This is a genomic window from Pelosinus sp. IPA-1 (assembly GCF_030269905.1).
In the GTDB taxonomy this organism is placed as follows: Bacteria; Bacillota; Negativicutes; order DSM-13327; family DSM-13327; genus Pelosinus.
The window spans coordinates 320,879-347,847 of record NZ_BSVC01000002.1; the positions used below are offsets into that span (position 1 = coordinate 320,879).

Below are 26,969 nucleotides of genomic sequence, written 5' to 3' on the forward strand. Positions count from 1 at the left end.
AGGATCTATTGGGACAGAGAACCTGTCCCCGTGTCCCTAAGGGATTGGTCACTACTTTTATTCGAGTGAGAGTGTCTAATCAGGAATGTATCTGATGAATTTGGTGAAGTGGGACAGGATTCTTGTCTCTACCAGCAATATACGAAGCTGTAAGAGGTGACAGCAACCTCGTGTCAGCTAGCCAGAATTACGGGCATATGTAAAGGTGTGATTGATAGAGCTTAATGGGACAGTGTCCCTGTCCCCATGTCCCATGTTTATGACATGAGAAGAAAGAAGGGAGTGACTCAAAAGAACCGTCCCTTTGAGTTTTATAGACTTAAAACTGTCACCTGACTCACATATGACATTTTTTTTGTTAAAACCGCAGTAATGTCAAAGGTCCTGTCCCCTTGACATTTTAGCTTTGCAGGAATTTTGTATTTTAATGGTAAATAGGATAGAAATATGGGATTTTAAAGAAATTCTAACTATATAAATGAGAGAAGAAGACAGGTACTCAGAAGAACCGTTCCCTTGATTTTTGTGTTAAAATTATACAATTGTAATAAGTTAAGAAATCTATAATAATGGAAAGGATGTTTAATTAAATGAAAATATTAATTTTTGTAGGAATTATTAGTTTAATAAGTTTAACAGGTTGTGGAATGGCTTCTAATGATAAAAAAACTCCAGAAACACAGCCAGCTGTTCAACAAACTCAACAGACACAAAGCACACCTAAGAAATTTAACACTGAGACAGATACGAGCAGAAAAACTGACCATTACGGAGATGATCAGCAACCCGCAAATAATAGTTCACCTAAGAAGTTCGATACTAAAACGGATACGAGTAGAAAGACTTTAGATCAGCTTAACTAGCATAAAAGGAGTGTCGCAGGGACAGTGATGTTGTTTTCAATAACGAAACATAGTCCCTGTCCCTGTGTTTTCTCTGCTGTTAAAAGATATTCCACTATAGACATGGGAGGTGTGTATACAATGCGTGTTATCATTCGAATTGTAGTAGTTGTTTTACTCTTAATCATATTTAATGGCTACTCTATAGTTGACTCATTTAATTTAGCGAACAATGGTATTTTTACTGATGGAAAGGTGTTGTGTTACGCCCCTTATAAAGCGCTATTGAACAGATCATCAAAAGTTAATAACTATAAGATTTCGTATGACGGTTACACAGGGGACGTTGTTTTATGGGGAATGGATCATCCTACTAACAGCAAAGTTTCGGTTGTGTACGACAAGAACAATCCTAATTTAGTATGGTTGGGAAATCATGATGATAATGCATGGAAACTATATAAGCTAAATTATGATCCACAGTGGACAATTATAGCGTTGATAATATCTTTTATTCTCTATGGAATTGAAATACGCTATTGTCAAAGTGACTATGTTATAAAATTCTAACCAAACAAAAGGAGTTATGCTTTTCGCATTTCTCCCGATCCGTATCCATACACATCGGACGCTTAAAATGAACCCTTCAAAGCGTTACCCTATCATTTGATTCATCGAGAAAAATAGCGGGACAGGTGTGACGTTTAAAAACATCACACCTGCCCCGCTGTTTTAATAAGATGAAGGATAAGGGGACGGAGGTAGTGTCTGACGAAAAGGGGAATTGTTGAAAGAAACTTTAAGACAGAACCACCGTCCCCTTGTCTTACTCTATTGGAGGAAGTTTATAGACTTAAAACCGTCACCTGACTCACATATGACATTTTTTTTGTTAAAACCGCAGTAATGTCAAAGGACCTGTCCCCTTGACATTCAGGTTCAATAATGAGTTTATTGAAGGAACTTTGCTAGATGTCCGTGAAGAAAAGGAAATAGATCAGTTAAATGTGACTGAATATATAAATAGGTATTTGGCTGAAAAAGGAATAGGAATCAATGATTTGAAAAGTGTAGGAAATAAATCGCTAAGAGAGGAACTGATAAAGCATCTGATGGAAAAATCCAACTTGTCCCTAAGAGGGATTGCGGAGAAATTGGAACTAAACCGTGAAATGGTAAGAAAGGTACAAGTGTCAAGGGACCTGTCCCCTTGACATACGGGTATTGAAAGAAGAAGACATTATTGATTTAGTGAGGAAAAAGTCAAATGGAGAGAATCCATAGGATATATTAGAAGCCTTTCCTGATCTTCATTTCATAAATATACAGGCCATTATTACCATTACCAATGATATGGTTCTCCCCCGACTAATCTTAATATTTTTGAGAGAAAAATAAGGAAACAAGGTATTGGTGAAAAATAGAAATAGATAATTAGTAAGACTTAAGCTCTTGTATTGGAGGCTTAAGTCTTTTTTGTTACAGTTGATTTTATCGATGTGTGTTCCTTTTTCATCGTAAGTACCTAACATTTTTCTTCGTTGCTAAAAAAATCAATAAGTTGTGATTGAAAACATTTGGCAGTAAAAGTCAACTCCCGGTCCTTGTGAACAATTAGACCATGCGTAAAATTCATCTTAGGGCTGAACGGTAAAACCTTAAGTTCTCCGAGTTGCAGTTCTTTTTTTATAGCTATTTCAGGAATAAGAGCAAAGCTTTTACCACAGCGTACAACCTGTTTAATCATTTCAAGACTTGCTAGTTCTAATGCATCTTTAACTTGCACTCCAGATTTTTTTAAAACTTCACTTGCTTTAGTATGATACAAGCAAGATATTCCGCCACTGATAGAGATCTCCCCGTTTAGAGCTTGAACACCTAAAACTTTAACCTCCTGGGCTAATTCTGGTGATGCAGTAAATACAATGTTTTCCTCTATTAGCGGATAAAAAAGAATGTCATGACGATCTGGATTTTGAGGAACGATTCCAAAGTCGACGGCAAAATCTAATACTCCATCCAGAATATCTTGATAAAAACCTGCTTCCACACGTAGCTTCACTTCAGGGCATTCCTTGATGTATCGCTGCATAAACGGCAGCATGCGGGTGAGAAAAAAAGATTCCTGCATTTTGACTCGAACAGTTCCATGTGGTTGATCCAGTGCATCCATGCTTTCCTGAATACAGCTGCTCAAATGGATGTATTGGTAAGCAAATTTAGAGAATGTTATTCCTGCCTCTGTGGGCTTAACCTCACGAGGAAGTCGATGAAATAATCTTTGACCACAGATTTTTTCTAATAACTGAATGTGGGTAGTTATAGTCGATTGAACATAGCCTAACTTTTCAGCCGCACGGCTAAAATTTTTTTCCTCCAGCACCGCTATGAATGTTTGAAAAAATCGTCCTTCTAATGGATCAATCATATCATTTTACTCCTTGGTATTGCAATTTGAAATATCTATCATTTGATTCATTTGTTGGCCAAATACATATACTTATGATATTGTAACAACATAGCACATCAAATGCAACTTTAATAGCAATGACATGTTAGGAAGGAGAATAATACGATAAACGCTTGTACATTGCTAGCCAAATTATAGGAGCATTACTTATGTTTTGAAAAAGTTACAAAAATAATATGAGAGGATGAAAAAAATGAATATTAACTATCGTACGCAGAAGGTTGGAAATGTTGAAGTTTTTTACAGGGAAGCTGGTCCCAAAGACGCTCCCGTTATACTGCTTTTGCACGGATTTCCAACTTCAAGTCATATGTTCCGTGACTTAATCCCAAGGATCGCGGATCGCTATCATGTGATCGCTCCTGATCTTCCGGGCTTTGGAAATACAGTGGCTCCGCTGCGTGGTGAATTTGATTATACGTTCGACAACCTGGCCAAAGTGATCGAGGAATTTACCGAAGTACTTGCCTTTGACCGATATATACTTTATGTTTTTGATTATGGCGCACCGACAGGCTATCGGTTAGCCATAGCTCATCCAGAGCGCGTGCAGGCAATTATCAGTCAAAACGGCAATGCATATACGGAAGGTTTTAGCGATGCATGGGGGGCTTGGGAAACCTATTGGCATTTACCAACGCCTGACAATCGGGAAGCATGCCGTGATTCCCTGGCTCCGGAAACGATTCGCAACTTTCAGTACCTTCATGGAACTGAAACCAGCTTGGTTTCTCCAGACGGATATACATTGGATACAGCCTACATGTCTCGCCCTGAAGCAGAAGAAATTCAACTCGATCTAATTCTTGATTACAAAACAAATATTGAACGCTATCCTGCATTTCAATCCTATTTTCGCGAGCATCAGCCTCCTTTCTTGGCAGTTTGGGGTAAAAACGATCCTGCATTTATTCCTGCCGGAGCCAAGGCTTATCAGCGTGATATCCCTTCAGCAGAAGTGCATTTGCTTGATACTGGGCATTTTGCTCTTGAAACACATGTTGCGGAAATCAGTGAATTGATACGTAATTTTCTCAAAAGGATCTTGGACACTGTTGATAACTCGCAAGATTGACGATGGCAACTTCAGGATATCCCTTGTTCTGTAAATTACCTGATATAACTAGCAATAGCTTTCAAACCGACTGTTGCCATCAATCCGGTCTATCGCGTTTTTTTACATTTCTTCTGATACTCTACCCAAATACAACTTCTGACAAAGTTTTGTCAGAGGTTGTATTTGGGTAGAGACTTGTCATTCATATTGACCAGGAGTAAAACCATATTTTTTCTTAAATGCTTTACAAAAGTGACTTTGATCACAGAAGCCAGTAGATAAGGCTACTTCTGCGTGTGGTTTTCCTACAGAAACACGGGGACAGGGATGTTGTTTTCAACAATGAAACGCAGTCCCTGTCCCCGTGTCCCATATTTATTTCAAAAATGGGTGGATTTGCAAGGTCACGGCTCACCGCGCCGAACCCCTGTCCATGCAATGATAATAGGAATAGACAATAGGTAGAGTTGATCAAAAAACAATATATACGACAAACTCCTGCAAAACAGCTTAGCCGTGCAGGAGTTTTGTATTTTAATAGTAAATAGGATAGAAATATGGGATATAAGATGGAATGACTCAAAAGAACCGTCCCCTTGATTCTTTAGGTGGTGAATGAAATATGGAGAGTAAAAAGACAGTGCTAATTAAAGTTGCCTACTTAGTTGAGTTACCAGAAGCGGGAATTAACTCAGACGATGACATACTTGATAAAATTACAAGTAAATTAAGTGAACCTAGGATTTTAGAAATAGAGGGTAGAGAAAGAATACTACAATGGAATAGCACGTCATCTTTAGTGTTAGAGTCAAAAAGTTTAAATAGTGATAAGTGTTCAAAATGTGGGCAGTGGACTACTGATAGAGAAAAGATAAATGCTATTAAAGGTATTTGTAATGGTGCGACGGTTGATGGTAAGTTGCTATGTGATGAGTGCTTACCTTCTGACCATAAATGGGCTTTCTAATATGAGATTATTTAATCCCTATATCGAAAAAGCAGTGGGACGGTTTTATTGCTTCTTTTATTTCTAAGGCTAATATCTTTAAGAGAAGCAAAGGAACCGTCCCCTTGCTTCTTCCCAATGAATAAAGTAGGATGACAATAATATCTAAAAGTGTGATTGATAGGACCTATTGGGAGAGAGAACCTGTCCCCTTGTTCCTTAATAATGATGTATGCGAAACAAGAAATAAAATGACTCAAAAGAACCGTCCCTTTGAGTTTTATAAGGAGTGATTAAATTGAAAAGGATATTAATGCCTTTTAGTTTTTTAAAAGTGGTATTACTTGTTATTTGTCTAATTAGTTTAAGTACCTTTATGTTTGGTACTTCAATAGGGTATGCACAGGAGGCAGATAGAGTTGAGGCTCTTACTAAACAAATAGAATTAAATCCCAACTCTGCCGATTTATATTTTTATCGTGGGGTTGAGTATGTTCAAAGAGATCAGTTTGAACTTGCAGTCACTGATTATACCAAAGCAATAGAATTACAACCTGATGATTCTGTGTTTTATTATCTGCGTGCAGTTGCCTATTATATGTTGAAAAAATATGATTTTGCGATTAACGATTGTAGCATAGCTATTAAATTAGAACCTAATAACAGTTTATATTTTTCAGAGCGTGGGCATGCAGAGTATAAAAACAATTTATTTTATCGATCAATTGATGATCATTCAAAAGCCATTGAATTAAACCCAAATATTTATCGATATTATGATTGGCGTGGAAATGGATATGGATGCATAGGAAAATATGAAGAAGCAATTAAAGATTTTAAAAAAGCCATACAATTAAATAGCAAAGATGCCATGGTGTATTTTAATTTAGCCCAAGCTTATGAATTGACAGGTGAACAAGAGCTTGCTGTTGTGAATTATCAGGAGGCATTAAAACTAGGAGTATCTGATTTTCCAAATAAAGATCAGGCTAAAATTCATTCTCGTTTAAATGGTCATTGGGAGACGTGTAAGGAATGGATATAGAATAATGAGATGAATCATTTTTGATTAATGGGGATATAAGTGGGTGACAAGGGGAAAAGGACAATATAAAATACGTCCAATCGAATCTTAAGAACACGCAACGAAAATCTTTCTGATTCAGCACAAAACATCCTACAATAAACCCCATGAATTGATTCAAAAGGACCGTCCCCGCGATACTTTATGCCATCGCGTCCATAATAATGTTCAAAGAAAAGACCAATTGAGATTTTCATTTAATTGATTAATACTTAGGAGGAAGAATGTCGAGAAGTATCCATACAACACGGAAAGAATTTGATTTGGAACGTAAATATCAATTAAGTAACGATGAGATTAAAGAAGCTCGTATTAATAAGCTTCAAGATCAACTGGATACGAAGAGGACTATTAAGAGAGAAAAGAGGCTTACTCGAAAAGTCGAAAAGGTTAACATTAAGAATTTGGAGCCAATTGATCCCGAAGGGCTTTTAATTAAAGTGATGGATGAAGGCGAGTATATTCATTATCCTGTTAGCAAAAATGATCTTGTGGAAGTCGCAAAGCGATTGCCTATGAATGCAATCGCTGGCATAGAATCTATTACGCTATCCTTGGGTAAGGAATATCAGGAAGAAGAGTTCGAGGGATTCGGAGAAAAAAGTTACGACCCCTATACTGGACGGATATATTCCGCAGATGGGCCAATCTATACTCCGCCGATTCTTGGGGTCTATCGGTGGAGTAACAACAGGATATTTCTCTTTGCCTATGTTTATGACAGACACAAGTTAGAACTTGATGTAGTGGAGCCCTTTTTTCGACTTAAAATGCTTAGGACGTTTATCCATGAAGTTGCACATCATGATGATAATATGAGACGTAGTGAACGGGGACATTGTTTTGGGCTAAATGAAAACAGATGTGAAAATTATGCTGAGGCACAAGAAACTTTATGGGCAGAAACGATTGTTATTCCGTATCTTTTGGAGACTTACCCTGACGAGTATGATCGGTTAATGTCTTGGATAAGAGTAATGGGCGGTGTAGATATCTCTCTAAAGAGACTAATAGGGGAATACAGCGGACGTATAGGAAACTTTTATAGGTTAGGATTTACTATTGACGCTGCTGTAGATGAAATGATTAGAAATGCGATTAAGGGCGAGTCAAGTCGAGAGATAATGCTTGGATTTGCACATGATCTTCATATTGGAGACCATTATGATCTGTGTATGGAAGCACTTGAAGCGATATTAACTAGAGATCCTAAAGATACTGAAGCGCTGGGGATTAAGGCTGATACATTAATTCATTTAAATAAATATGATGAAGCAGAAATAATTGCTAAGAAATGTTTGAAAATCGCTTCGTCAAATATGGACGCACTTCAAGCATTATGTGATATTCAAATAAATCGCAAGAATTGGGTAATCCTTAAAGAATTTAGTGAAAAGGGTATTGAAATTGCTACAGATTGGCGGAGACGCCGTTTTTTTGAGGACAATTTAATAGCCTCTTTGCATTTAGAAAATTATAAAACTGCGGAGAATGATGTCCAATCCTTACCGGATAAAGAAGGTAGGTTTGAACAAAAAAAACTAGCATTTATTGCACTTTTAAAGTTTGTATCAGGAGAAGTTGAAAATGCAGTTCAGATAGCAAAAAAAGTTTTAGCTCAGGAAAAGGTAATTGCGCCCGCAAAGGCTATTTCAAAGTCTATAATCAACAAAGGGTTAGATGAAATCGGTGATAGTAAGGGCAAGTTAGCTTTTACTGAATATGAGGAAGATTATTTGCAGATGTACGGAATTAGAGAATTGATACATCGTATTGGATGAGCAAAAGAGTCCGTTTTACTTAATCCCATTCCTTTCAGCAATATGGAGGCAAGACGTGGGGATGGTGGAAGTGTCTTGCCGTAATTTATGACATGAGACAAAAATAGAGGGAGTAACTCAAAAGAACCCTCCCCTTGAGTTTTTTAGAAGAAAAAAGAATTGTTGAAAGAAGCTTTAAGACATTACCACCGTCCCCGCATCTTGTATGGAATGGCAAATAATAATACTTGAGAATCCTTTATGCTGTTAAAAGATATTCCACTATAGACATGGGAGGTGTGTATACAATGCGTGTTATCATTCGAATTGTAGTAGTTGTTTTACTCTTAATCATATTTAATGGCTACTCTATAGTTGACTCATTTAATTTAGCGAACAACGGTATTTTTACTGATGGAAAGGTGTTGTGTTACGCCCCTTATAAAGCGCTATTGAACAGATCATCAAAAGTTAATAACTATAAGATTTCGTATGACGGTTACACAGGGGACGTTGTTTTATGGGGAATGGATCATCCTACTAACAGCAAAGTTTCGGTTGTGTACGAGAAGAACAATCCTAATTTAGTATGGTTGGGAAATCATGGTGATAATGCATGGAAACTATATAAGCTAAATTATGATCCACAGTGGACAATTATAGCGTTGATAATATCTTTTATTCTCTATGTAATTGAAATACGCTATTGTCAAAGTGACTATGGTGAATCTTAAGTGCTTATAAAATTCTAACCAGACAAAAGGAGTTATGCTTTTCGCATTTCTCGCGATCCGTATCCATGCACATCGAACGCTCAAAATGAACCCTTCAAAGCGTTACCCTATCATTTGATTCATCGAGAAAAATAGCGGGACAGGTGTGACGTTTAAAAACATCACACCTGCCCCGCTGTTTTAATAAGATGAAGGACAAGGGGACGGAGGTAGTGTCTGACGAAAAGGGGAATTGTTGAAAGAAACTTTAAGACAGAACCACCGTCCCCTTGTCTTATGTACCCTAATCTGACGTCAACAATGGTGTTACTATTGGAGGAAGTTTATAGACTTAAAACCGTCACCTGACTCACATATGACATTTTTTTTGTTAAAACCGCAGTAATGTCAAAGGACCTGTCCCCTTGACATTCTGAGGCGTTAACGCATATATAATATTGGAAGCAGAAGAACCGTCCCTTTGCTTCTTTCGATCAATTTCTACTTTTATGATAAATCAGAGATTTCATTGGCAGAGGATGTATTAAAAGATAAGGTCGTAACAGCTCACTCAGTTAAAGAGTTATGGAAAAGTCTTGGTAGTAGATAGATTGTGAGGACATACTTATGACAAAAGTAGCAGTCGCCAAGGTCGGTAGTTTTGATTATAACTATGGAGATGTAGAAAAGGCTATTAATGAAGTTCTTGAACTCTTGGGCGGAATCGAGAGCTTTATTAAGCCTGGAGATAAAGTTTTAATAAAACCAAACATGTTAGAGCCTGAGCGTCAGAGCAAAAAAAATGTACGGCACGCCAAGAAGAGTGAAGTGACTCAAAAGAACCGTCCCCGTAAATTTTTCTATATTTTAAAATAATAGGAAACTCCTGCTAAAATTTGTATGAATTTGGCAGGAGTTTTGTGCTTTGTGGGGAAATTATAGTTTAAAAATCGCATAATATAGTCTGAAGTGACAACGTCCTTAGTGAGTCTTAAGATTGGGAATGTGGGGGGAAATTATGCAAGATAATCGAAGAGAATTTTCAGATAATGAAAAAATGCTTCTTTATAACGAAGTGAACGGCAGATGCCCCATTTGTGGGGATGTTTTAACACATAGAAAAAAGAATAATCAAATTCATAAGACATTTGAAGTAGCTCATATTTACCCAGCTAACCCTCGCCCAGAAGAGGTCATGCTGTTGGTTAAGGAACAACGATTAAGCTCTGATGTAAATGATTTTAAAAATGTACTCGCTGTATGTCGCAAATGTCATAAGATTTTTGACACTCCACGTACTATTGAAGAATATCAGAGATGGTTTCGGCTCAAACAAAAATTGACTCAAGATGCAGAAGTTAAAAACACTTATACAATTTTCAATATTGAAGCTGAAATCAGAGTGGTATTGGAAAAGCTTAACACGCAATCGCTTGAATCAGAGTTGGTTCAGCTGAGTTATGATTCATTAAAAGTCGATCAGAAAGCAAATGATACTCTTCCTTATGCTGTTAAACGAGCAATAAAGAGGGATGTAGTTGACTACTTTGATTACATTAGAAGACTGTTCATCGAGATAGATAAGATAACCCCATATAAATTTGATACATTGGCGGCCCAAATCAAAGGATTTTACTGCAAATGTATGCAGATAAATCAAAATCAAGAATATGTATATAATTCACTGATTGATTGGATTAATGAAAAGACTGCATCCTACTCCAGAAAAGCATGTGAAATTATTGTTGCCTATTTCATCCAGAATTGTGAGGTGTTCTCATGATATTACCTAATAAGTTGATACGATTTCAAGATAGTATTATTGCAAAAACCGTTTGTATCCTTGATGAAGTGAGCTTAGAGCATCAGAGTATTAATAGTCTTTATGATAAAGTGAATAATAATTTCGAAGATTTAAATCAGTACATTTTAGCATTAGATGTGCTTTTTGCCCTTGAGAAAATAAAAATTGATGAAAAAGCGCAGGTACTTACATATGTTACTAAAGATAATTTGTGATAAATTTGTTCAAAAAGAGATAATATTTCACAACGGGTTAAACGCCATTGTAGGCGATGATAATGCATCAAATTCTATTGGCAAATCAACGATATTGATGATTATTGATTTCGTCTTTGGTGGAGACGATTATATAAAGAAAAATCATGATGCAATCGATCATTTAGGTCAGCATGAATTCAAGTTTTTATTTGAATTCAGTGAAGAAAAATTCTATTTTATAAGAAATACCAATGAATATAAATCTGTAGCTGTTTGCAATGAAACTTTTGAAATACAAGAAAGTATTAAAGTTGGAGAATTTACTAGTTTTTTACAAGAAAAGTATGCATGTCAACTTGAGGATTTATCTTTCCGTAATATGGTTGGTCGATATTTCAGAGTATATGGGAAAGAAAATCTCAATGAACGAAAGCCAATACAATATTTTGAGAAAGAAAAAGCGGCAGAGTCAATTATTGCACTACTCAAACTCTTTGATAAATTTAGAATTATAAAAGTGTTTGAGGAACAAATTAAAAAGTTAATTGATGAACGTAATTTCTTAGTAAATGCAGCAAAAAAAGAATTCATTCCGCGAGTAACAAAAACTCTTTTTAATAAAAACGAAAAAAAGATAGAGGAATTAAATCAGCAATTAGAATCCTTAAAGGTTGATATCGTTAGCGTATCCGCTAACATTGAAGCTCTTATATCAAAAGAAGTATTATCTCTTCGGAAAGAGAAAAGTACATTACTTATTCGGGAAAATGTGCTAAGAAGTAGATTAATTCGCACTCAGACCAATCTCAAAAATAAGAATATCAATATTCAACCTGAACTTGAACAATTGCTTAACTATTTTCCAAATTTTAATGTTGAACAAATAGAAAGGGTAGATGCATTTCATGCATCTCTTACTAAGATTCTTAAAGAAGAATTGCTAGGAGCAGAAAAAGAAGTTAAGGCTCAAATCTTAGAGATTGAAGAACAAATTCTAAGCTTGGATGATACGATCAATTCTAAATTGACAATAAAAAATGCACCTAAATTTGCTGTTGATAAAATTGTTGAGTTAGCAGCGCAAATTAAACAGTTAAGTGATGAAAATGGATATTTTACTAAGAAGGAAAATTTAGATGATTCTATTAAAAGCGCAATTGAAAATATGGATGCTTTAAAAGAAAAAGTTCTCGATGAAATGTGTAGTCAAATTAATATCAAGATGTATGAGCTCAATAAGCAAATCTATATTGATGGACGACGTGCACCCACACTGAATATTCATGGTAATAAATATACTTTTAATACTTATGGAGATACTGGAACCGGCACTGCTTTTGCTAATTTACTCACTTTTGATCTATCGTTGTTAGAATTAACTTGTTTGCCAGCAATTGCTCATGATCTTCCGCTACTTAAAAATATCGAAAATTCTGCGCTAGAAAACATTGTAGATATTTATAGCAGGAGTAAAAAGCAAATTTTTATCGCTATAGACAAATTGAATTCATATAGTAAAAATACTGCGCAACTGATTGAATCATACAAAGTATTACAGCTTTCAAAAGACAAACTTCTTTTCATAAAAAATTGGAAACAAGAGAATCAAAAACTAAACAATCAAGATTTAGCTGACAATACGACTAAATCTTGATTGAAATTGTTAATTACAAAGCTTTTATTCATCTTCAGATAAGAATGCGCCCAAAAGTATACTGAGAAAATATAGTGAATGTATGAAGGAACAATAATAATGCTTTGGTAGAATCTTTAATCAAATACGGTGAAAAGCCTCAATCTGAAGTGTCAAAGGACCTGTCCCCTTGACAGTCCGATAATTAGGGTAACTGGAGCAAATAAAGGGATTTTTGAAAGTAGTTAATAAGACAGAACCACCGTCCCCGCGTCTTGTTTTAATTGCTTGCCGATTTTTAAAAGCTTTTGGATGGAATTATTTGTATTAAATAATTCCTTATTTGGCAGGGTTCTGTACTTTTTTGAGGAATATGATAAATAGTTTTATTAATAAAAAATATTATTATGTACTTTAGGATACTGAAGAGAGGCTCTACTAATGGATAAATCAATTAATTCTCCTTATATGTTTTTTAACCGCACGGAATGGGAAAATTTACGAATGGCTACGCCGCTCCCATTATCCGAAGATGATTTAATTCGAATTCATGGAATTAATGAGAAAATTTCTCTAGACGAAATATCACAAGTTTATCTTCCAATATCTAGACTTTTAAATTTATATGTATTAGATACACATAAGCTTTATAATGTAACTAATACATTTCTTGGTACTTTAGCAAAAAAAGTTCCGTACATCATTGGTATTGCTGGTAGTGTTGCTGTTGGGAAAAGTACAACGGGGCGTATAATTCAAGAGTTATTGAAAAGTTGGCCAACCAAGCCAAGAGTTGATTTAGTTACAACAGATAGTTTTTTATATCCTAACTCAGTATTGGAAGACCGAGGTATTATGAAGAAAAAAGGGTTTCCAGAAAGTTATGATGTTCAGCAATTAATGGATTTTTTAAGAGATGTCAAATCAGGTTGCTCAGATGTTAAAGTTCCGATATATTCTCATTCATTTTATGACATTATTCCTAACAAATTTAAAGGCATAAGTACTCCAGACATCTTAATTATTGAAGGACTAAACGTTTTACAGACACCCAAGGTAGATTATATGATTTCTAAATCCCATTTATATATTTCTGATTTTCTTGATTTTTCCATTTACGTTCATGCAGATTCAAAAAATATTAAGCAATGGTATATTGAACGATTTCAGATATTGCGTCGTACTGCCTTTCAAGATAAAACTTCATATTTTCATCGTTATGCTCAGATGTCAGAGAAAGAGACAGAATTATTGGCAGAAAAAATATGGGATGAAATAAATGGAGTTAATTTAGAGGAAAATATTCATCCGACGATGCGACGTGCGCGTTTGATTATTAAGAAGGGGGATGAGCATTCCGTTCAAAAAATATGTTTGCGAAAGTTATAACCATTTTACTAGGAATCCGCTGTAAAACCAAGTGATATGACGCCCAATATTGACAGTAGGGAACCTCCGATATAGTTGTCTAAGCTTGATTTGGTTGTATTGATCCTTTTAAAAGGTACAAACATTTTTTTTTAATGCCATTGATGGCATGTCATGGAACTAATATTTGTTTAGAGATGGATAATCGCAATTGTTAATATAAAGCTCGATAATAAAGGATCTGACGGTTCCTTTGTCTTGATAATGAGCCGTTGTAGACTCCGAATAAGAAGAGCTGATCAAAAAAACAATATATAATGACAAACTCCTGCAAAGCGGCCTAGCCTTGCAGGAGTTTTGTATTTTAATGGTAAATAGGATAGAAATATGGGATACTGCTTTTCGAAGAGAAGATTATGATCATATATTTATGACATGAGAGAAAAAGAGGGGAGTGACTCAAAAGAACCGTCCCCTCGAGTTTTTGAAAAATTGTATGTATTCAATTGAGATATTTTACTGTTTATGCTATCATTTTACTGGCAAATATTAGTAAGTGATATCGGGATAATTAAAGGGGGGGATATTCCTATGAAATCATATATTTCTCAAAATCCAATAGCAAGTAATAATTGTGGTGCATTTTCTATTGCGTATTATTTATGGGAAACCAATAAAGCGCATTCTCTAAATGATAAAGCCTTTGTTGATAATATACATAAAAAAATACAAGTTGGAGCAAATAACATAGGCATTCCTGAAATTTATTCAAGTCCAGAAAAAATGTCTAATGAATTAAGTAACAATTGGGATTCACATGCCTATGCTTGTATGTCAACCAATAGCGCGCTTATGTCACTTGCAAAAGCCCTTAATATATCTACAGAGAATATAAATGTTCTTGATAAAATAAAGACTGGTGATAATAAATACGCGATTATTATATGTACGGTAGGATATTTGACACAAGCCATCCATTATATGCTGGTCAAATATGAGAGTAACACATTTAAATTATTGGATTCACTCTATAACATGGATCATACTACATTTAAATTTATTGATTCTTTCGGTATGAATCAAGTAGTCTGGGAAAATTTTGTTGTTGAAGATGATAATAGACTTTCATTAGAGAGGGCTTCCTCTTATTACTACACCGGAGCAGGTATTCTTTTAGAATAACTAAGTCTTTTGAATTTTTTTGATATGATAAATAACTAACTAAAACAGTCAAAGGGCCTGTCCCCTTGACATTCTGTCGTTGCTATTCATGGTTTGGAGTTGTTTTGAATCATATAGTGGGCCAGGGAACCTGTCTCCTTGTCCCATACTGTGATTAACGGAGAGATCCGTAGATAAATTTTCATAGAAAGAGATAGGAGGTAGTAGCAATGAAAGATTTCCCAGAGTTTATGAAAAATGAGAAAAATCATATTAGTAGTAATCAACAAAATACAAAGGATATTGACGGGTATTTTTTTGAAGGTGAAGATGGTAGTCAAATGGCTTTCTGGACATGCTATTCTGATAAAATCTCTAAAGAACATAAACATGAATTTGATGAGTATATGGTTTGTGTTTGTGGACAATATACTGTTACTATGAATGGACAAGAATTTGTTCTAAATGCAGGTGATGAACTCTTTATTCCGAAAGGAACAGTACAAGGGGGAAAGTGTATTGCGGGAACGAGAACAATTCATGCTTTTGGAGGGAAACGAATTCATAAAGACAAAGGATGAAAGATGCTTTAAACTTTAATGAACATTTATCTAATATGGGATACTGTTTTTCGAAGAGAAGCTTTTAATTATATGGGAAACAAAATTTGCTTAGTAAAACCGTTCCTTTGATTTTTTGTTGACAAAAAGGAACGTCCCCTCTGTCACTATTTCTACTCTGAAAAAGGTGTCGATAACCCCGTCCCCTTGACACCCACTATACGGCAAACTCCTGCAAAGCGGCTTAGCCTTGCAGGAGTTTTGTATTTTAATGGTAAATAGAGTAGAAATAGGGGATACTGCTTTTCAAAGAAAAGCTTATGATTATATATTGATGATGTGAGATGAAAAAATGTGAGTGACTCAAAAGAACCGTCCCTTTGAGTTTTCTGACATGAGACAAAAAGAAGGGATGACTCAAAAGAACCGTCCCTTTGAGTTTTCTGACATGAGACAAAAAGAAGGGATGACTCAAAAGAACCGTCCCATTGAGTTCCGCTAGTGAGTATGTATAGACGATTTTATTACTCTTATAATGATATATATAAGCGGTGCTACTATAGTTACTTTAAATACAATTAGAGCCAAAGCCAACATACTTACATAAGTTAGTGTAGCTAGAATCATTTTCCACCATGTTTTAGTTCTAAAACCTAGAAGTTTACGCCAATAGGGTAATTTCTCTACTGCTTGAATGTTAGATTCCATCAAAATAACCTCCAAATATATTCCCTCTTGATTTTAGAAAAGATGCATTGCTTCCAATACTATCACTTCTGAACATCGAAGAAATTAACTGTTTAGTCTAAAGTTATTCTAGAATAATAAAATTCACCATAAAGTAATATCTACATTATATCATCATTCATCGGATGTTTTGGTTAATTTTTCAAGAGGGGGAAGATTTCACTTGATGTCAAGAGAAGGGGTTGTTTAGTGCATGAGGTGAGAGCGAGTGCCGCGACAAGCAAGAGAATGATGTGAATCCTGTCCATACAATGAGTAAAGACAATAGACAATAGTTAGAGCTAATCAAAAAAATAATATTTACGACAAACTCCTTCAAAGCAGCCTAGCCTTGCAGGAGTTTTGTATTTTAATGGTAAATAGGATAGAACTATGGGATATGGTTTCAAAGAAAAGCTTCTATTTACGTATAATATATATGAGACAAGAAGATGGAGTGAATCAAAAGAACCGTCCCCGCGAATCTGTAAATAGGTATTTGGCTGAAAAAGGAATAGGAATCAATGATTTGAAAAGTGTAGGAAATAAATCGCTAAGAGAGGAACTGATAAAGCTTCTGATGGAAAAATCCAACTTGTCCCTAAGAGGGATTGCGGAGAAATTGGAACTAAACCGTGAAATGGTAAGAAAGGTGCAAGTGTCAAGGGACCTGTCCCCTTGACATTATTACAAAAACATGGAAGATTTCAGATCCTCAGATCCTAAATGAGCATTAACTTACTCATATTTCCCTATAGTTTTGCAAAATGTAGGTATTGAATTTGGAAATAGCAGGGGAATTGAATTATTGTCAGAATCTAGATTATTATAAGTAATTTTTGTTTCTAAATGAATGAAAGGAATGATGTAGCATTGGAAAATAAGGATATTAAGGATATTAAAGAATGGCTGCCCGTTTTTAAAGTTTCAGCAGAATCAGATAGAGATCTTATGGGGTATTTTGTAAAAACTGAATATGTAAACGCAATAATAGGCTCAGATAGATGGTTGCTATTAGGTAGAAAAGGTACTGGGAAAACGGCAATATTTGAATACTTAAAAAATGTTATTCCCAGCGATGCAAATGGATATTATACAATAACCCTAAATTTTAAAGATTATCCTTGGCCCATTCATGGGCTCTATAAAGAAAAAATGGAAAGTGAACTTACTGCATATCAGAAGAGTTGGCATTACTTATTTATTATCCAAGCGATTTCTAAGTTAATTTCTATAAAAAAAACTACTGGAACTTTGAGCTCAGAATTGGAGAAAGTAGAAAAATTATTAAATTATATATATGGCACACCATCACCTACTGCAATGGAGGTAATAAAATCGAAAATTGCAAGGATCTCCGGGTTAAGCCTTCCAGGTATTGATATAGAAACTTTAGATTTAGGTGCATCTTTAGGGGAAATTTCCTTCGAACAGGTGGCTGAAGATATTACATTAAAAAATAAGTTAAAGTCTAATGCTTTTAATCTATTAGACTACTTGGAAAAAGTTTTAATTAACAATATGCAAAATGAAAAAATACTTATAATTCTAGATCAACTAGATGAGTCTTGGCTACCTTCGGAGATTCCTGAATATAGCAAGATTTTAATTAATTTAATAAATGTTTGTCGAGATATAAATACAACAAATAAATATGTAAATAAGCTAAAAGTTGTTCCATTTATACGGACAGATATTTATGAAACACTTGTTTTCAATGATAAAAACAAAATTTATCAAGATAGTGCTACTGAAATACATTGGGATGAAGCTACGCTAGATGATATGTTCTTTGAACGTATCAAAAAATATAATCCAGCAGATGTATCATTAGATTATTCTAAGAAAACAGGCTGTGTTTTTGAAATTAATTTTGTTCGTCACGGTGCGACGCCATTAAAACATATGATCCGAAGATCCTTTTTGCGTCCTAGAGACATCATTGTTTATATGAATAAAGTTACTGAAATTCATACCAAAACTAAGTCTGGGCTTTTTTCTTCAGATGATTTATATTCAGCTGAAAAAGATTTCTCTATAAGCATGTATAATGAATTAATTGATGAATGGTCGAGCCAAAAACCTGAAATAAGAGGTCTCCTCTCAGTTCTGCAAAATATTGGTTACCAAAATTTCAACTATGCCTCTTTTGCAAAAGCTTATTGTGAGGTTTTCCCGGGTTCAGATAAAACTAAAATTGAAGACACACTGACATTCCTATTCTATAATTCTATTGTAGGTCAAAAAATAAATGCAAACTGGGAATATTACTGTGGTAATTTACGTATGACTATAGATTTAAAAAAGGATTTTCATGTGAGTGGTGCTTTAAAAAGCCGACTAATGTTAACTGAGGGGATGGCTGAAAGTACTATGTAAAAGGTTTTAAATAATCATTAACAAAATTCATTCAACAAAATATAAAGATGAATGAATTTTGTTAACTGAACGTGACTAAAGAAACCTTTTACTAAATTATCTAAATGAAGCATGGAATCTAGCATTCCTATATACTTATAAAGAAAAAGACAAAGCCTGCACATTAGGGATAGTGCTGTGTCTTTTCCATAAAATCGTCCACTTTAGTTTAATTTTTAAAACAATTTGGTTTTATTTAGTAATAAAGAAGCGAAAAAAATCGTTTTACGATTTTTCCCGCTTCTTTTCTTGCTTCGCATCCCAAAAGATAATTTCGAGTGCTGCTTTGATTTTTGCTTTATCTTCTTTAGTCAGCAGTATACCATCAAATAGGACTTCAGATTGTTCAAGGAAGTTAATTAAATCTTTAGGTATTTTTTCTTCTTGTGGTTGAGTGAACTGGGAATTGGATTCTATATGTCCAGCTATATTTAAGAGAAATTCATGTGAGACACCGAGACAGGGGGCAAGCTTCTTCAATGTCGCTGGTCCTGGTTTTTGAATGTTATTAATTATTCTAGATAGAGTGGCAATAGTCACGCCTGAGGCTTTGTATAGTTGTCCTAAACTTTCATATCCAGCTTCTAAGCGAAGTTTGTCAATTGTTTTTCCAATTTCAGACATGATACACCTCCCTTTTTATTATAACAATAATATTGCGTCTACGTAATATTACGAGAACGTAAATATTATCAAGAATCTATTGCAAGCTCGTAATAAGTGTGTTACTATATTTACGAGGGCGTAAAGAGGGTGATAGAATTGGCTAATAAAATTAAATTGAAACTTGCTAAGTTTAATGAGGTAGTTAAACAGGAAAAATGGAGTGATGGAGAGCTAGCAATAAAAATGGGGGTTTCAACAACTCAAATATGGCGAGTGCGGTTACCGGATGATGATCCACGTCATAATGACCCAGGGGGAGAATTTATAGCAGGTGCGTTAACAGCCTTTCCGGGTTTAAAGTTTAATGATCTATTTTTTTTAGTTACTGATTTACGAGCGCGTAATGACAAGGAAAAGCCAAAAACAACTTAAAGAGGTGATGAAGAATTTCCAATAGACAATCCTTACAATTCAACCAAATTAGTCTAGGAGAACTTAAAGAAATATAAAATTTTATTTGCAGGAGTAATCTTGCAAGTGAAAGGAGTGTATAAGTAAATTTTACGCCCTAGGTTGGTTACCTATAGTATATCGAAAAGAAAACACGAAATCCATTTTTGTAGACAATCTTTATAGATCTTCTTACACCATTGTATTAGAAGAAATAAGATGACTGGGGATAGGAAGCATGATCATTCATGAGTCACTTATCGCATTAAACTTACCGTCGACAAACAAGGTCGAAATCATTGAAGCCTTAGCCCGAAAGGCGAGGAAGCTTGGTCGAATTCGTAGTGTGAAAGGGTATATGCAGGCCGTGTTTGCCCGGGAAGAGTTATTTTCTACTGCTATTGGCTATGGTATCGCCATTCCTCATGGTAAAAGCAGCTTTGTAGAGGTTCCCTTTATTGCCTTTGCTAGAAGCCAAGAAGAATTTCTCTGGGATACTAGATCGGAGCATAGGGTTAGTCTTATCTTTCTGATTGGCGTACCAGAAGAGCAAGCTAGTGATCTACACTTAAAGATCCTAGCCAATATTAGTAGAGGGTTGATGAATGACTCTTATCGGGAAAGGCTGTTACAAGCTACAAGTGTAGCTGAAATAGTCGCAATATTCGGGGAAATGGGGTTGTAGGTATGGGGGGACGACACACCCCGCCTGCGGGCACCCAGCTCTGCATAGTTCGACTAACGAAACAAAAAATACTGTTTCGAGTCTCACATATCTCAAGAGGGGAATTAGTAAAAAGGAGGGAGTACTTTGAAAATCATTGCTGTATGTGCGTGTCCGACGGGGATTGCTCATACCTATATGGCCCAGGCTGCTTTGGAGAAAGCGGCAAAGGCAAGGGGACATGAGATCAAGATTGAAACCCAAGGAGCCATGGGGATTGAGAATGAGCTATCGGCTAGGGAGATTGGGGATGCTGCTGTTGTCATCTTTGCTGTGGGCGTCAATGTGGAGGGGGAAGAACGGTTTGCTGGGAAACCATATATCACGGTGGAAGTGGGCAAAGCCATTGAGAATCCATTTGGTGTCATTGAAAAGGCAGAAAGTAAGGGGGCAGTGTTATGAGTGAAGTATTGATGGAAGAGTTTAAAAAAGTGAAAAACCATCTAATGACAGGAGTTTCCTATATGATTCCCTCCGTAGTAGTGGGGGGTATTTGTATTGCTGGCGCTTTGGCAACAGGGACACCGGGAGCCAAAGGGATGGAGATACATAGTGCTTTAGCCAATCATATCTTGAACATTGGTGTAGCAGGTTTTACATTAATGATTCCCATCTTAGCGGGTTATATTGCCTACAGTCTTGCAGGCAAGCCAGGGGTTGTTCCTGGCATGATTGGTGGGTATCTGGCAAACCAGCCCATTGCTGATAGTCCCTATAAAGCAGGTTTTCTCGGTGCCTTGGTTATGGGGCTGTTTGCCGGGTATATCGTAAAATGGATCAAAGGCTGGAAGGTTCCCAGTTACTTACGTCCTGTCATGCCTATCTTTGTCATTCCTATTTTGAGTTCCTTAGTTGTTGGTCTTACTTATATTTATTTACTGGGACAACCCATTGCCTCTGTGATGGGCGGGATTACGGATGGTTTAAAAAGTATCAGCCAGCAAGGGGCTGTGGTGATCGCCATTATTACTGGTCTGATGATTGCTTTTGATATGGGTGGACCTGTCAACAAAACCGCTTGCATGTTTGCCTTTGGACTGATGGCGGAAGGGGTATATACGGTTATGGGACCTATCGGCATTGCCATATGTACGCCTCCCTTAGGGATGGGGCTGGCGACTTTACTAGCAAGGCGAAAATACAGTGAGGAGGAAATTGAAGCAGGCAAAGCAGCCTTAGCCATGGGCATGATTGGCATCACGGAAGGCGCGATTCCCTTTGCGGCTGCGGATCCTTTGCGGGTATTACCTTCCATCATGACGGGATCTGCTGTTGGTGCGGTTATTGGAGCCTTAGGGCGGGTCGGGGATCATGCTCCTCATGGTGGGCCGATTGTATTGCCAGTGGTGGATAATCCTGTATCTTATATATTGGGGATTGTTGTTGGTACCGTCGTCACAGCGCTCCTAGTGAATTTATTAAAAGTAGACATTGTTAAGGAGTCAGAGAAACGGGTAAAGATTGCCCAGTAGAGGGAGAGAGAACTTCTTTTCCCTTAGCAACATATTATGTAGTTATATACTGTTAATGTAGAGGAGAATTTTATAGAATGCAAAAAATGAATCTGCGAGAAGTCATTGATAAAATGTTTATATTAGAAAAGACAGGTTTCCAGACAACCTTACTTGGTATCGGACCCATGTCTAAGAATCTGATTATCGCTTCCTTAGAATTGGCGAAGGAAAAGGATTTTCCCATCCTATTTATCGCCAGCCGCAACCAAGTGGATGCCAAAGAGTTGGGTGGCGGTTATGTATGCAACTGGGATCAGCGAGGGTTTCAAGAGGATATTGCTCAGATTGCCAAAGAGGTTGATTTTACAGGTCTATATTATCTCTGCCGTGATCATGGAGGGCCTTGGCAGCGGGATAACGAGCGGAGTAGTCATTTACCCGAAGCCATTGCCATGGAATTGGCGAAACGGTCCTATATTGAAGATTTGGTCAATCACTTTGACTTATTGCACATTGATCCTACCAAAGATCCTTATATCATGGGAAAATCCATTGACATGGAAGTTGTCATTCAGAGGACCATCCAGCTGATTGAATATGTGGAAATGGAAAGAAAGTGGCGTAACTTACCGGAGATTGGTTATGAAGTGGGTACGGAAGAAACCAATGGAGGGCTAACCAGCCAAGAGAGTTATGAAATCTTCATTCAGCAGTTAACCAAGGAACTGCTAGTAAAAGGACTTCCCATACCCGTATTCATCGTGGGGCAGACAGGGACCTTAACCAGATTGACGGAAAATGTAGGTGAGTTTAGCTATCATAGCTCAAAAATGCTGGCGGATACGGCCAAGAAATATGGCGTTGGTTTGAAAGAGCATAACGGGGATTATTTAGAGGACTATATTATCCTTGATCATCCATCTTTAAGTATTACTGCCATGAACGTGGCCCCAGAGTTTGGCTATATTGAGACGAAAGCCTATTTAGAACTGGTTCGCTTAGAAGAAAAGGAATATGATAATGGCAGATTGAAGGACAAGTCTAACCTAAAGGCTGTTATGTCTCGAGAAGCCGCGAATAGTGGTCGGTGGAAAAAATGGCTGGTTGGCGAGAATATTCACCTGTCGGTAACAGACATTCTAGAGGATGCCAAGCTGAGAGATAAGGTATGTGAAATCTGTGGTCATTACACTTATGAGCATAAAGATGTGAAACGAGAAATAACAATACTATATGCGAACATGGCAGTTTTAGGAATTGATGGCAATCGTTACGTTTTAGATAAGATCAAAAACTCCATTGATCGCTATGTGCAATGTTTCAATTTGCAGGGTTTAACTAGCAAATTACTGAATTAGAATTGATATATTGCTAAAAATATCCAGTTTTAAGAATGGGAGGGTGAGGGTGTGAAGAAACAGCCAGCCGTATTTTTTGATCGTGATGGGGTACTGAATGTCGACAAAGGGCCTATTTCGAAACGGGCAGAATTAATATGGATGCCTGGGGCGATAGAAGCTATCAAGCTGCTGAATGATAAGGGCTATTATGTCTTTGTCGTTACCAATCAAAGCGGTATTGCCAGAGGCTATTTTAAGGAAGAAGATGTGTATGAACTCCATAGCCTTATGGAAGAAGAAGTGGAAAACCAGGATGCTGTCATTCATTCTTTTTACTTTTGCCCTCATCATCCAGAAGGGATTGTAGAAGAGTTCTCTACAGTTTGCAATTGCCGTAAGCCTTTACCAGGACTCATTGGGCAAGCTTGCCAGGAATGGCCTGTTGATCTTAGTGCATCTTTTCTGATTGGTGATATGCAGCGGGATCTTGACGCAGCCAAGGGAGCTGGGATACCCGGCTATCTGTTTTCTGGTGGCAACTTGTATGATTTTGTGCAAGATATTTTGGAAAAGAGCTAGGGAAGTACTAAGTGTATAGAAGCCTTGAATCACTATGGAGTAGTAGCTCTGTGGTGATTTTTTCTTTTATCTCCTAGAACCGAAATGGTTCTATGTGCCTTATTTTGTGGGCGATAGGAAGGTCAATTCTAAATTGTAGAGCTTAGCAACAAGATTGGTAAACTGGTATCGTTCACTCTTTGAAATCTGGCACTTTTTCAATAGCAGTTTATATGATGTAATATAGCTATCTCGTGCACGGGTGTATATAACTAGTGGAGGATTCAAGAAATGAATAATACCAAATTACCACAAAAAGTAGCAGTGTTGTTGTTTAATGCTGTGGAGCCCTTGGATTTCGTCGGCCCATATGAGGTGTTTTCTGCTGTAAATTTTGGTGAGCCTCATGTCAAGTATGAAGTGTTTACAGTTAGTGAAAATAAAGCTGACGTGAAATCTTCTGCTGGTTTAGTTGTAAAAGCAGACTATGATTTCAATGATTGCCCACAGGCCGACATGATAGTCATCCCTGGTGGGAGAATCACACCGGAGCTTTTGGAAAATTCCAATGTAATTCATTGGATACAGTCACAACATAAGAATGCAGCGATCGTTTTCTCTGTTTGCAATGGATCGATGTTTGTCGCCAAAGCTGGATTACTGAGCGGGTTGTCTGCAACAACGCATCATATGTGTTTTTCAGAACTGCTTGCCATCGATCCTTCTATTCATTTAAATAAGGAGGAGCGATTTATTGATAATGGTAGCATTATTACGGCTGCAGGGGTATCAGCTGGGATTGATGCAGCATTATACATTGTTTATAAGTTGTCTGGAAAAGAAGCATTTTTCAAAGTTTCCGAATTAATGGAATATGGAGATGGCTGGAAAAGCGTAAAAAGAAAACTAGCGGGGCTACCTGTTGCTCGTAAGATTAATGACAAATGTGTCAAGTGTGGTAAATGTGCAAAGGTTTGCCCTTACAATGCGGTTTTTGAAGGAGATACCCAATATGAAATCAATGCCGAAATATGTGTAGGAATAGGGCCCTGTGCTGCAATGTGTCCAGTAGGAGCAATTGAATCAGAGTTTTAGATGGTAGTGTTGACAAAAGGCATAGTACATAAATAGGGATGCTGGCAGATACAAAGAGAAACTCTGTGGTGATTTTTTATATGATTTGAAAGGGGTACTGATGTTTAAGATTCAATGTTTTTTGTGATATAATCAAACCGTAATATATAATCTGGCATTGAAAAGGAGTTGTTGTTTTATGTTTAATAATAGTACAGTGGGGATTGTAGCAATACGGGAGGTGCATACAAAATAAATTAATGTATATACCTCCCAGAAGTTACCTTTAAAAACTTTTGGAGGATATAAAATTGAGTAAAATAGATATGGAAAATATAGGACTCAGCCAAAGATTTATTACTGAGTCTACTTTATATTCGAGTTTTTATATCGGGCGTGTTATTTCCCAATACAAAGACCTATACAAGGTGGTAACAGAGAATGGCGAATTAACAGCAGAAATTTCCGGAAAGTTCCGTTTCGATGCAAAAACTTTATCTGATTATCCGGCAGCGGGCGACTTCGTTATGCTTGACCGAAATGAGGATACCGGTGGAAATGCAATCATTCATCATGTTCTGACAAGGAAAAGTGCCTTTATTAGAAAGGCGGCGGGAACATCGAATGATGAACAGGTTGTAGCTTCAAACATTGACACGGTGTTTATCTGTATGTCGCTTAATAACGATTATAATCTTCGCAGAGTAGAACGTTATCTTGGAATTGCCTGGGATAGTGGGGCCGTTCCAGTTCTCGTGCTTACGAAAGCTGACTTATGCGATAAGCTTCCTCAAAAGTTGTTAGAACTTGATACTGTCGCCTGTGGGGTTGATGTGCTTGTTACTTCGAGTTTGACTGCGAATGGATGCGTATCTGTCCAAAGATATCTTGGTAGTGGTAAAACTGTCGCATTTATCGGTTCATCTGGCGTTGGTAAGTCGACCTTGATAAATACACTCATCGGTAAAAACGCTCTTCAAACCAACGATATAAGAAACGATGATAGAGGTAGGCATACTACGACCAGGCGAGAGCTAATTGTTATTCCGAGTGGCGGCGTTGTTATTGATACTCCAGGAATGAGGGAACTCGGGATCGAAAGCGCTGACCTTACAAAAGCCTTTGCCGATATTGATGAACTATCAACAAAGTGCAAATTTCATGATTGCACTCATACTAGTGAGCCAAACTGTGCAGTACAAAAAGCTATCAACGATGGCGTGCTGTCTACGGATCGGCTTGCCAATTATTTAAAGCTGAAAAAAGAAGCTAAGTATGAGGGTTTAAATGCAAAGCAGATTGAGACTGAAAAGATTACTGCTATGTTCGCGGGAATGGGCGGGATGAAAAATGCACGAGAGTTTATCAAAGAGAAAAATAAAAGAAGGCGAGGTTATTAGTATGGAGATTATAATCAGACAAGAAACCGGCGCAGATTTCGATAGTGTGTATAAAGTAGTTGAGGCAGCTTTTCTAAATGCAGCACATACAAACCATGATGAACAGAATTTAGTGGTAAGGCTTAGAAATAGTACAGTTTTTGTTCCAGAGTTATCTCTTGTAGCAGTAGTTGATGGTAAAATTGTCGGGCATATAATGTTTACAAAAATAGTAATCAAAGCTGGGAAAGAGACGTTTACTTCTCTTATGCTTGCTCCCGTTTCAGTTTTGCCAGAAATGCAGGGTAAAAATATTGGTGAGAAACTAATTTTAGCAGGGCATAAAATTGCGCAAGCATTAGGTTTTACATCGGTGATTTTGGTCGGACACCCAGGATATTACCCTCGCTTTGGCTACATCCGGGCAAGTAACTTTGGCATAACTTTACCAATTGAGGTTCCAGATGAGGCGTTTATGGCATATCAACTTACCGATAATTCATTATCTAAAGTTGAAGGTGTTGTGGAATTTCCTAAAGAGTTTCTTATTTAACAATTAATATTACCGATGAACACTGTCCACAAGAACAACAACATATATAAAGCAAAAAGCATCTCATAGTGAGGTGCTTTTTCGTGTTTCAC

Annotated in this window: 27 protein-coding genes and 1 pseudogene; 24 read left to right on the top strand and 4 right to left on the bottom strand. The window is 36.7% G+C overall.

What is annotated here, in order from left to right:
• The first annotated feature begins 590 nt into the window (after positions 1-590).
• Positions 591-863 carry a hypothetical protein gene (locus QSJ81_RS05245; protein WP_285716367.1) on the top strand — a complete coding sequence of 91 codons (273 nt, stop codon included), beginning with the start codon at positions 591-593 and terminating at the stop codon, positions 861-863.
• Positions 864-983: 120 nt separating this feature from the next.
• Complete coding sequence (locus QSJ81_RS05250; protein WP_285716368.1) at positions 984-1,412, top strand: hypothetical protein; 429 nt, start codon at positions 984-986, stop codon at positions 1,410-1,412.
• A gap of 955 nt (positions 1,413-2,367) precedes the next feature.
• Here the strand turns inward: QSJ81_RS05250 and QSJ81_RS05255 are convergent.
• Positions 2,368-3,270 (bottom strand): LysR family transcriptional regulator, encoded by a 903-nt coding sequence (locus QSJ81_RS05255; RefSeq protein WP_285716369.1) that lies wholly within the window; start codon positions 3,268-3,270, stop codon positions 2,368-2,370.
• Positions 3,271-3,505: 235 nt separating this feature from the next.
• On the opposite strand from QSJ81_RS05255, the gene QSJ81_RS05260 reads away from it, so the two are divergent.
• Complete coding sequence (locus QSJ81_RS05260; RefSeq protein ID WP_285716370.1) at positions 3,506-4,387, top strand: alpha/beta fold hydrolase; 882 nt, start codon at positions 3,506-3,508, stop codon at positions 4,385-4,387.
• A 180-nt stretch (positions 4,388-4,567) separates the two neighbouring features.
• On the opposite strand, the pseudogene QSJ81_RS25690 reads toward QSJ81_RS05260, so the two are convergent.
• A pseudogene (locus QSJ81_RS25690) lies at positions 4,568-4,663 on the bottom strand (helix-turn-helix domain-containing protein); the annotation flags it as partial.
• 328 nt (positions 4,664-4,991) lie between these two features.
• On the opposite strand from QSJ81_RS25690, the gene QSJ81_RS05265 reads away from it, so the two are divergent.
• The 11 genes from QSJ81_RS05265 to QSJ81_RS05315 all read left to right on the top strand — a co-directional run bounded on the left by QSJ81_RS05265 (position 4,992) and on the right by QSJ81_RS05315 (position 15,616).
• The gene (locus QSJ81_RS05265; protein ID WP_285716371.1) at positions 4,992-5,336 is read left to right on the top strand and encodes a hypothetical protein; all 345 of its coding nucleotides are present in this window, start codon (positions 4,992-4,994) and stop codon (positions 5,334-5,336) included.
• A 277-nt stretch (positions 5,337-5,613) separates the two neighbouring features.
• On the top strand, positions 5,614-6,360 hold the full coding sequence (locus QSJ81_RS05270; RefSeq protein WP_285716372.1) for a tetratricopeptide repeat protein: 747 nt from the start codon (positions 5,614-5,616) through the stop codon (positions 6,358-6,360).
• Between the two features lie 263 nt (positions 6,361-6,623).
• On the top strand, positions 6,624-8,180 hold the full coding sequence (locus QSJ81_RS05275; RefSeq protein ID WP_285716373.1) for a tetratricopeptide repeat protein: 1,557 nt from the start codon (positions 6,624-6,626) through the stop codon (positions 8,178-8,180).
• 287 nt (positions 8,181-8,467) lie between these two features.
• Positions 8,468-8,893: a hypothetical protein gene (locus QSJ81_RS05280; protein ID WP_285716374.1), complete on the top strand. Its 426-nt coding sequence runs from the start codon at positions 8,468-8,470 to the stop codon at positions 8,891-8,893.
• Between the two features lie 606 nt (positions 8,894-9,499).
• Entirely contained in the window at positions 9,500-9,748 is a 249-nt protein-coding gene (locus QSJ81_RS05285; protein ID WP_285716375.1) for a hypothetical protein, read from the top strand.
• 142 nt (positions 9,749-9,890) lie between these two features.
• Positions 9,891-10,655, top strand: a complete 765-nt coding sequence (locus QSJ81_RS05290; protein WP_285716376.1) for an ABC-three component system protein — start codon at positions 9,891-9,893, stop codon at positions 10,653-10,655.
• A complete protein-coding gene (locus tag QSJ81_RS05295; RefSeq protein WP_285716377.1) occupies positions 10,652-10,891 on the top strand; it encodes an ABC-three component system middle component 7 in 240 nt (79 codons plus the stop codon). The genes QSJ81_RS05290 and QSJ81_RS05295 overlap by 4 nt, the downstream gene beginning before the upstream one ends.
• On the top strand, positions 10,869-12,527 hold the full coding sequence (locus tag QSJ81_RS05300; protein ID WP_285716378.1) for a DUF2326 domain-containing protein: 1,659 nt from the start codon (positions 10,869-10,871) through the stop codon (positions 12,525-12,527). The genes QSJ81_RS05295 and QSJ81_RS05300 overlap by 23 nt, the downstream gene beginning before the upstream one ends.
• A gap of 420 nt (positions 12,528-12,947) precedes the next feature.
• A complete protein-coding gene (coaA, locus tag QSJ81_RS05305; protein WP_285716379.1) occupies positions 12,948-13,895 on the top strand; it encodes a type I pantothenate kinase in 948 nt (315 codons plus the stop codon).
• 570 nt (positions 13,896-14,465) lie between these two features.
• The gene (locus QSJ81_RS05310; RefSeq protein WP_285716380.1) at positions 14,466-15,056 is read left to right on the top strand and encodes a hypothetical protein; all 591 of its coding nucleotides are present in this window, start codon (positions 14,466-14,468) and stop codon (positions 15,054-15,056) included.
• A 209-nt stretch (positions 15,057-15,265) separates the two neighbouring features.
• Positions 15,266-15,616: a cupin domain-containing protein gene (locus QSJ81_RS05315; protein WP_038672707.1), complete on the top strand. Its 351-nt coding sequence runs from the start codon at positions 15,266-15,268 to the stop codon at positions 15,614-15,616.
• Between the two features lie 477 nt (positions 15,617-16,093).
• Here the strand turns inward: QSJ81_RS05315 and QSJ81_RS05320 are convergent, their stop codons facing one another.
• Positions 16,094-16,306 carry a hypothetical protein gene (locus QSJ81_RS05320; protein ID WP_285716381.1) on the bottom strand — a complete coding sequence of 71 codons (213 nt, stop codon included), beginning with the start codon at positions 16,304-16,306 and terminating at the stop codon, positions 16,094-16,096.
• Between the two features lie 888 nt (positions 16,307-17,194).
• Here QSJ81_RS05320 and QSJ81_RS05325 point away from each other — a divergent pair.
• Complete coding sequence (locus tag QSJ81_RS05325; protein ID WP_285716382.1) at positions 17,195-18,700, top strand: P-loop ATPase, Sll1717 family; 1,506 nt, start codon at positions 17,195-17,197, stop codon at positions 18,698-18,700.
• 264 nt (positions 18,701-18,964) lie between these two features.
• Here QSJ81_RS05325 and QSJ81_RS05330 read toward each other — a convergent pair whose 3' ends face one another.
• Positions 18,965-19,363, bottom strand: a complete 399-nt coding sequence (locus QSJ81_RS05330; protein WP_285716383.1) for a helix-turn-helix domain-containing protein — start codon at positions 19,361-19,363, stop codon at positions 18,965-18,967.
• A 138-nt stretch (positions 19,364-19,501) separates the two neighbouring features.
• Between QSJ81_RS05330 and QSJ81_RS05335 the strand changes: the two genes are divergently transcribed.
• The 9 genes from QSJ81_RS05335 (at position 19,502) to QSJ81_RS05380 (ending at position 26,877) form a co-directional block, all read left to right on the top strand.
• Positions 19,502-19,777: a hypothetical protein gene (locus QSJ81_RS05335; protein ID WP_285716384.1), complete on the top strand. Its 276-nt coding sequence runs from the start codon at positions 19,502-19,504 to the stop codon at positions 19,775-19,777.
• A 256-nt stretch (positions 19,778-20,033) separates the two neighbouring features.
• Complete coding sequence (locus tag QSJ81_RS05340) at positions 20,034-20,480, top strand: PTS sugar transporter subunit IIA (RefSeq protein ID WP_285716385.1); 447 nt, start codon at positions 20,034-20,036, stop codon at positions 20,478-20,480.
• 126 nt (positions 20,481-20,606) lie between these two features.
• Positions 20,607-20,921: a PTS fructose transporter subunit IIB gene (locus QSJ81_RS05345; RefSeq protein ID WP_285716386.1), complete on the top strand. Its 315-nt coding sequence runs from the start codon at positions 20,607-20,609 to the stop codon at positions 20,919-20,921.
• Positions 20,918-21,991, top strand: a complete 1,074-nt coding sequence (locus QSJ81_RS05350) for a PTS fructose transporter subunit IIC (protein ID WP_285716387.1) — start codon at positions 20,918-20,920, stop codon at positions 21,989-21,991. Before QSJ81_RS05345 ends, QSJ81_RS05350 begins: the two co-directional genes overlap by 4 nt.
• A gap of 77 nt (positions 21,992-22,068) precedes the next feature.
• A complete protein-coding gene (locus QSJ81_RS05355) occupies positions 22,069-23,331 on the top strand; it encodes a class II D-tagatose-bisphosphate aldolase non-catalytic subunit (protein ID WP_285716388.1) in 1,263 nt (420 codons plus the stop codon).
• A 51-nt stretch (positions 23,332-23,382) separates the two neighbouring features.
• A complete protein-coding gene (locus QSJ81_RS05360; protein ID WP_285716389.1) occupies positions 23,383-23,892 on the top strand; it encodes a D-glycero-alpha-D-manno-heptose-1,7-bisphosphate 7-phosphatase in 510 nt (169 codons plus the stop codon).
• Positions 23,893-24,162: 270 nt separating this feature from the next.
• Positions 24,163-24,966, top strand: a complete 804-nt coding sequence (locus tag QSJ81_RS25790) for a DJ-1/PfpI family protein (protein ID WP_502929638.1) — start codon at positions 24,163-24,165, stop codon at positions 24,964-24,966.
• A gap of 290 nt (positions 24,967-25,256) precedes the next feature.
• Complete coding sequence (gene rsgA, locus QSJ81_RS05375) at positions 25,257-26,345, top strand: ribosome small subunit-dependent GTPase A (protein ID WP_285716390.1); 1,089 nt, start codon at positions 25,257-25,259, stop codon at positions 26,343-26,345.
• Between the two features lies 1 nt (position 26,346).
• Positions 26,347-26,877 carry a GNAT family N-acetyltransferase gene (locus tag QSJ81_RS05380; RefSeq protein WP_285716391.1) on the top strand — a complete coding sequence of 177 codons (531 nt, stop codon included), beginning with the start codon at positions 26,347-26,349 and terminating at the stop codon, positions 26,875-26,877.
• The last annotated feature ends 92 nt before the right edge of the window (positions 26,878-26,969 follow it).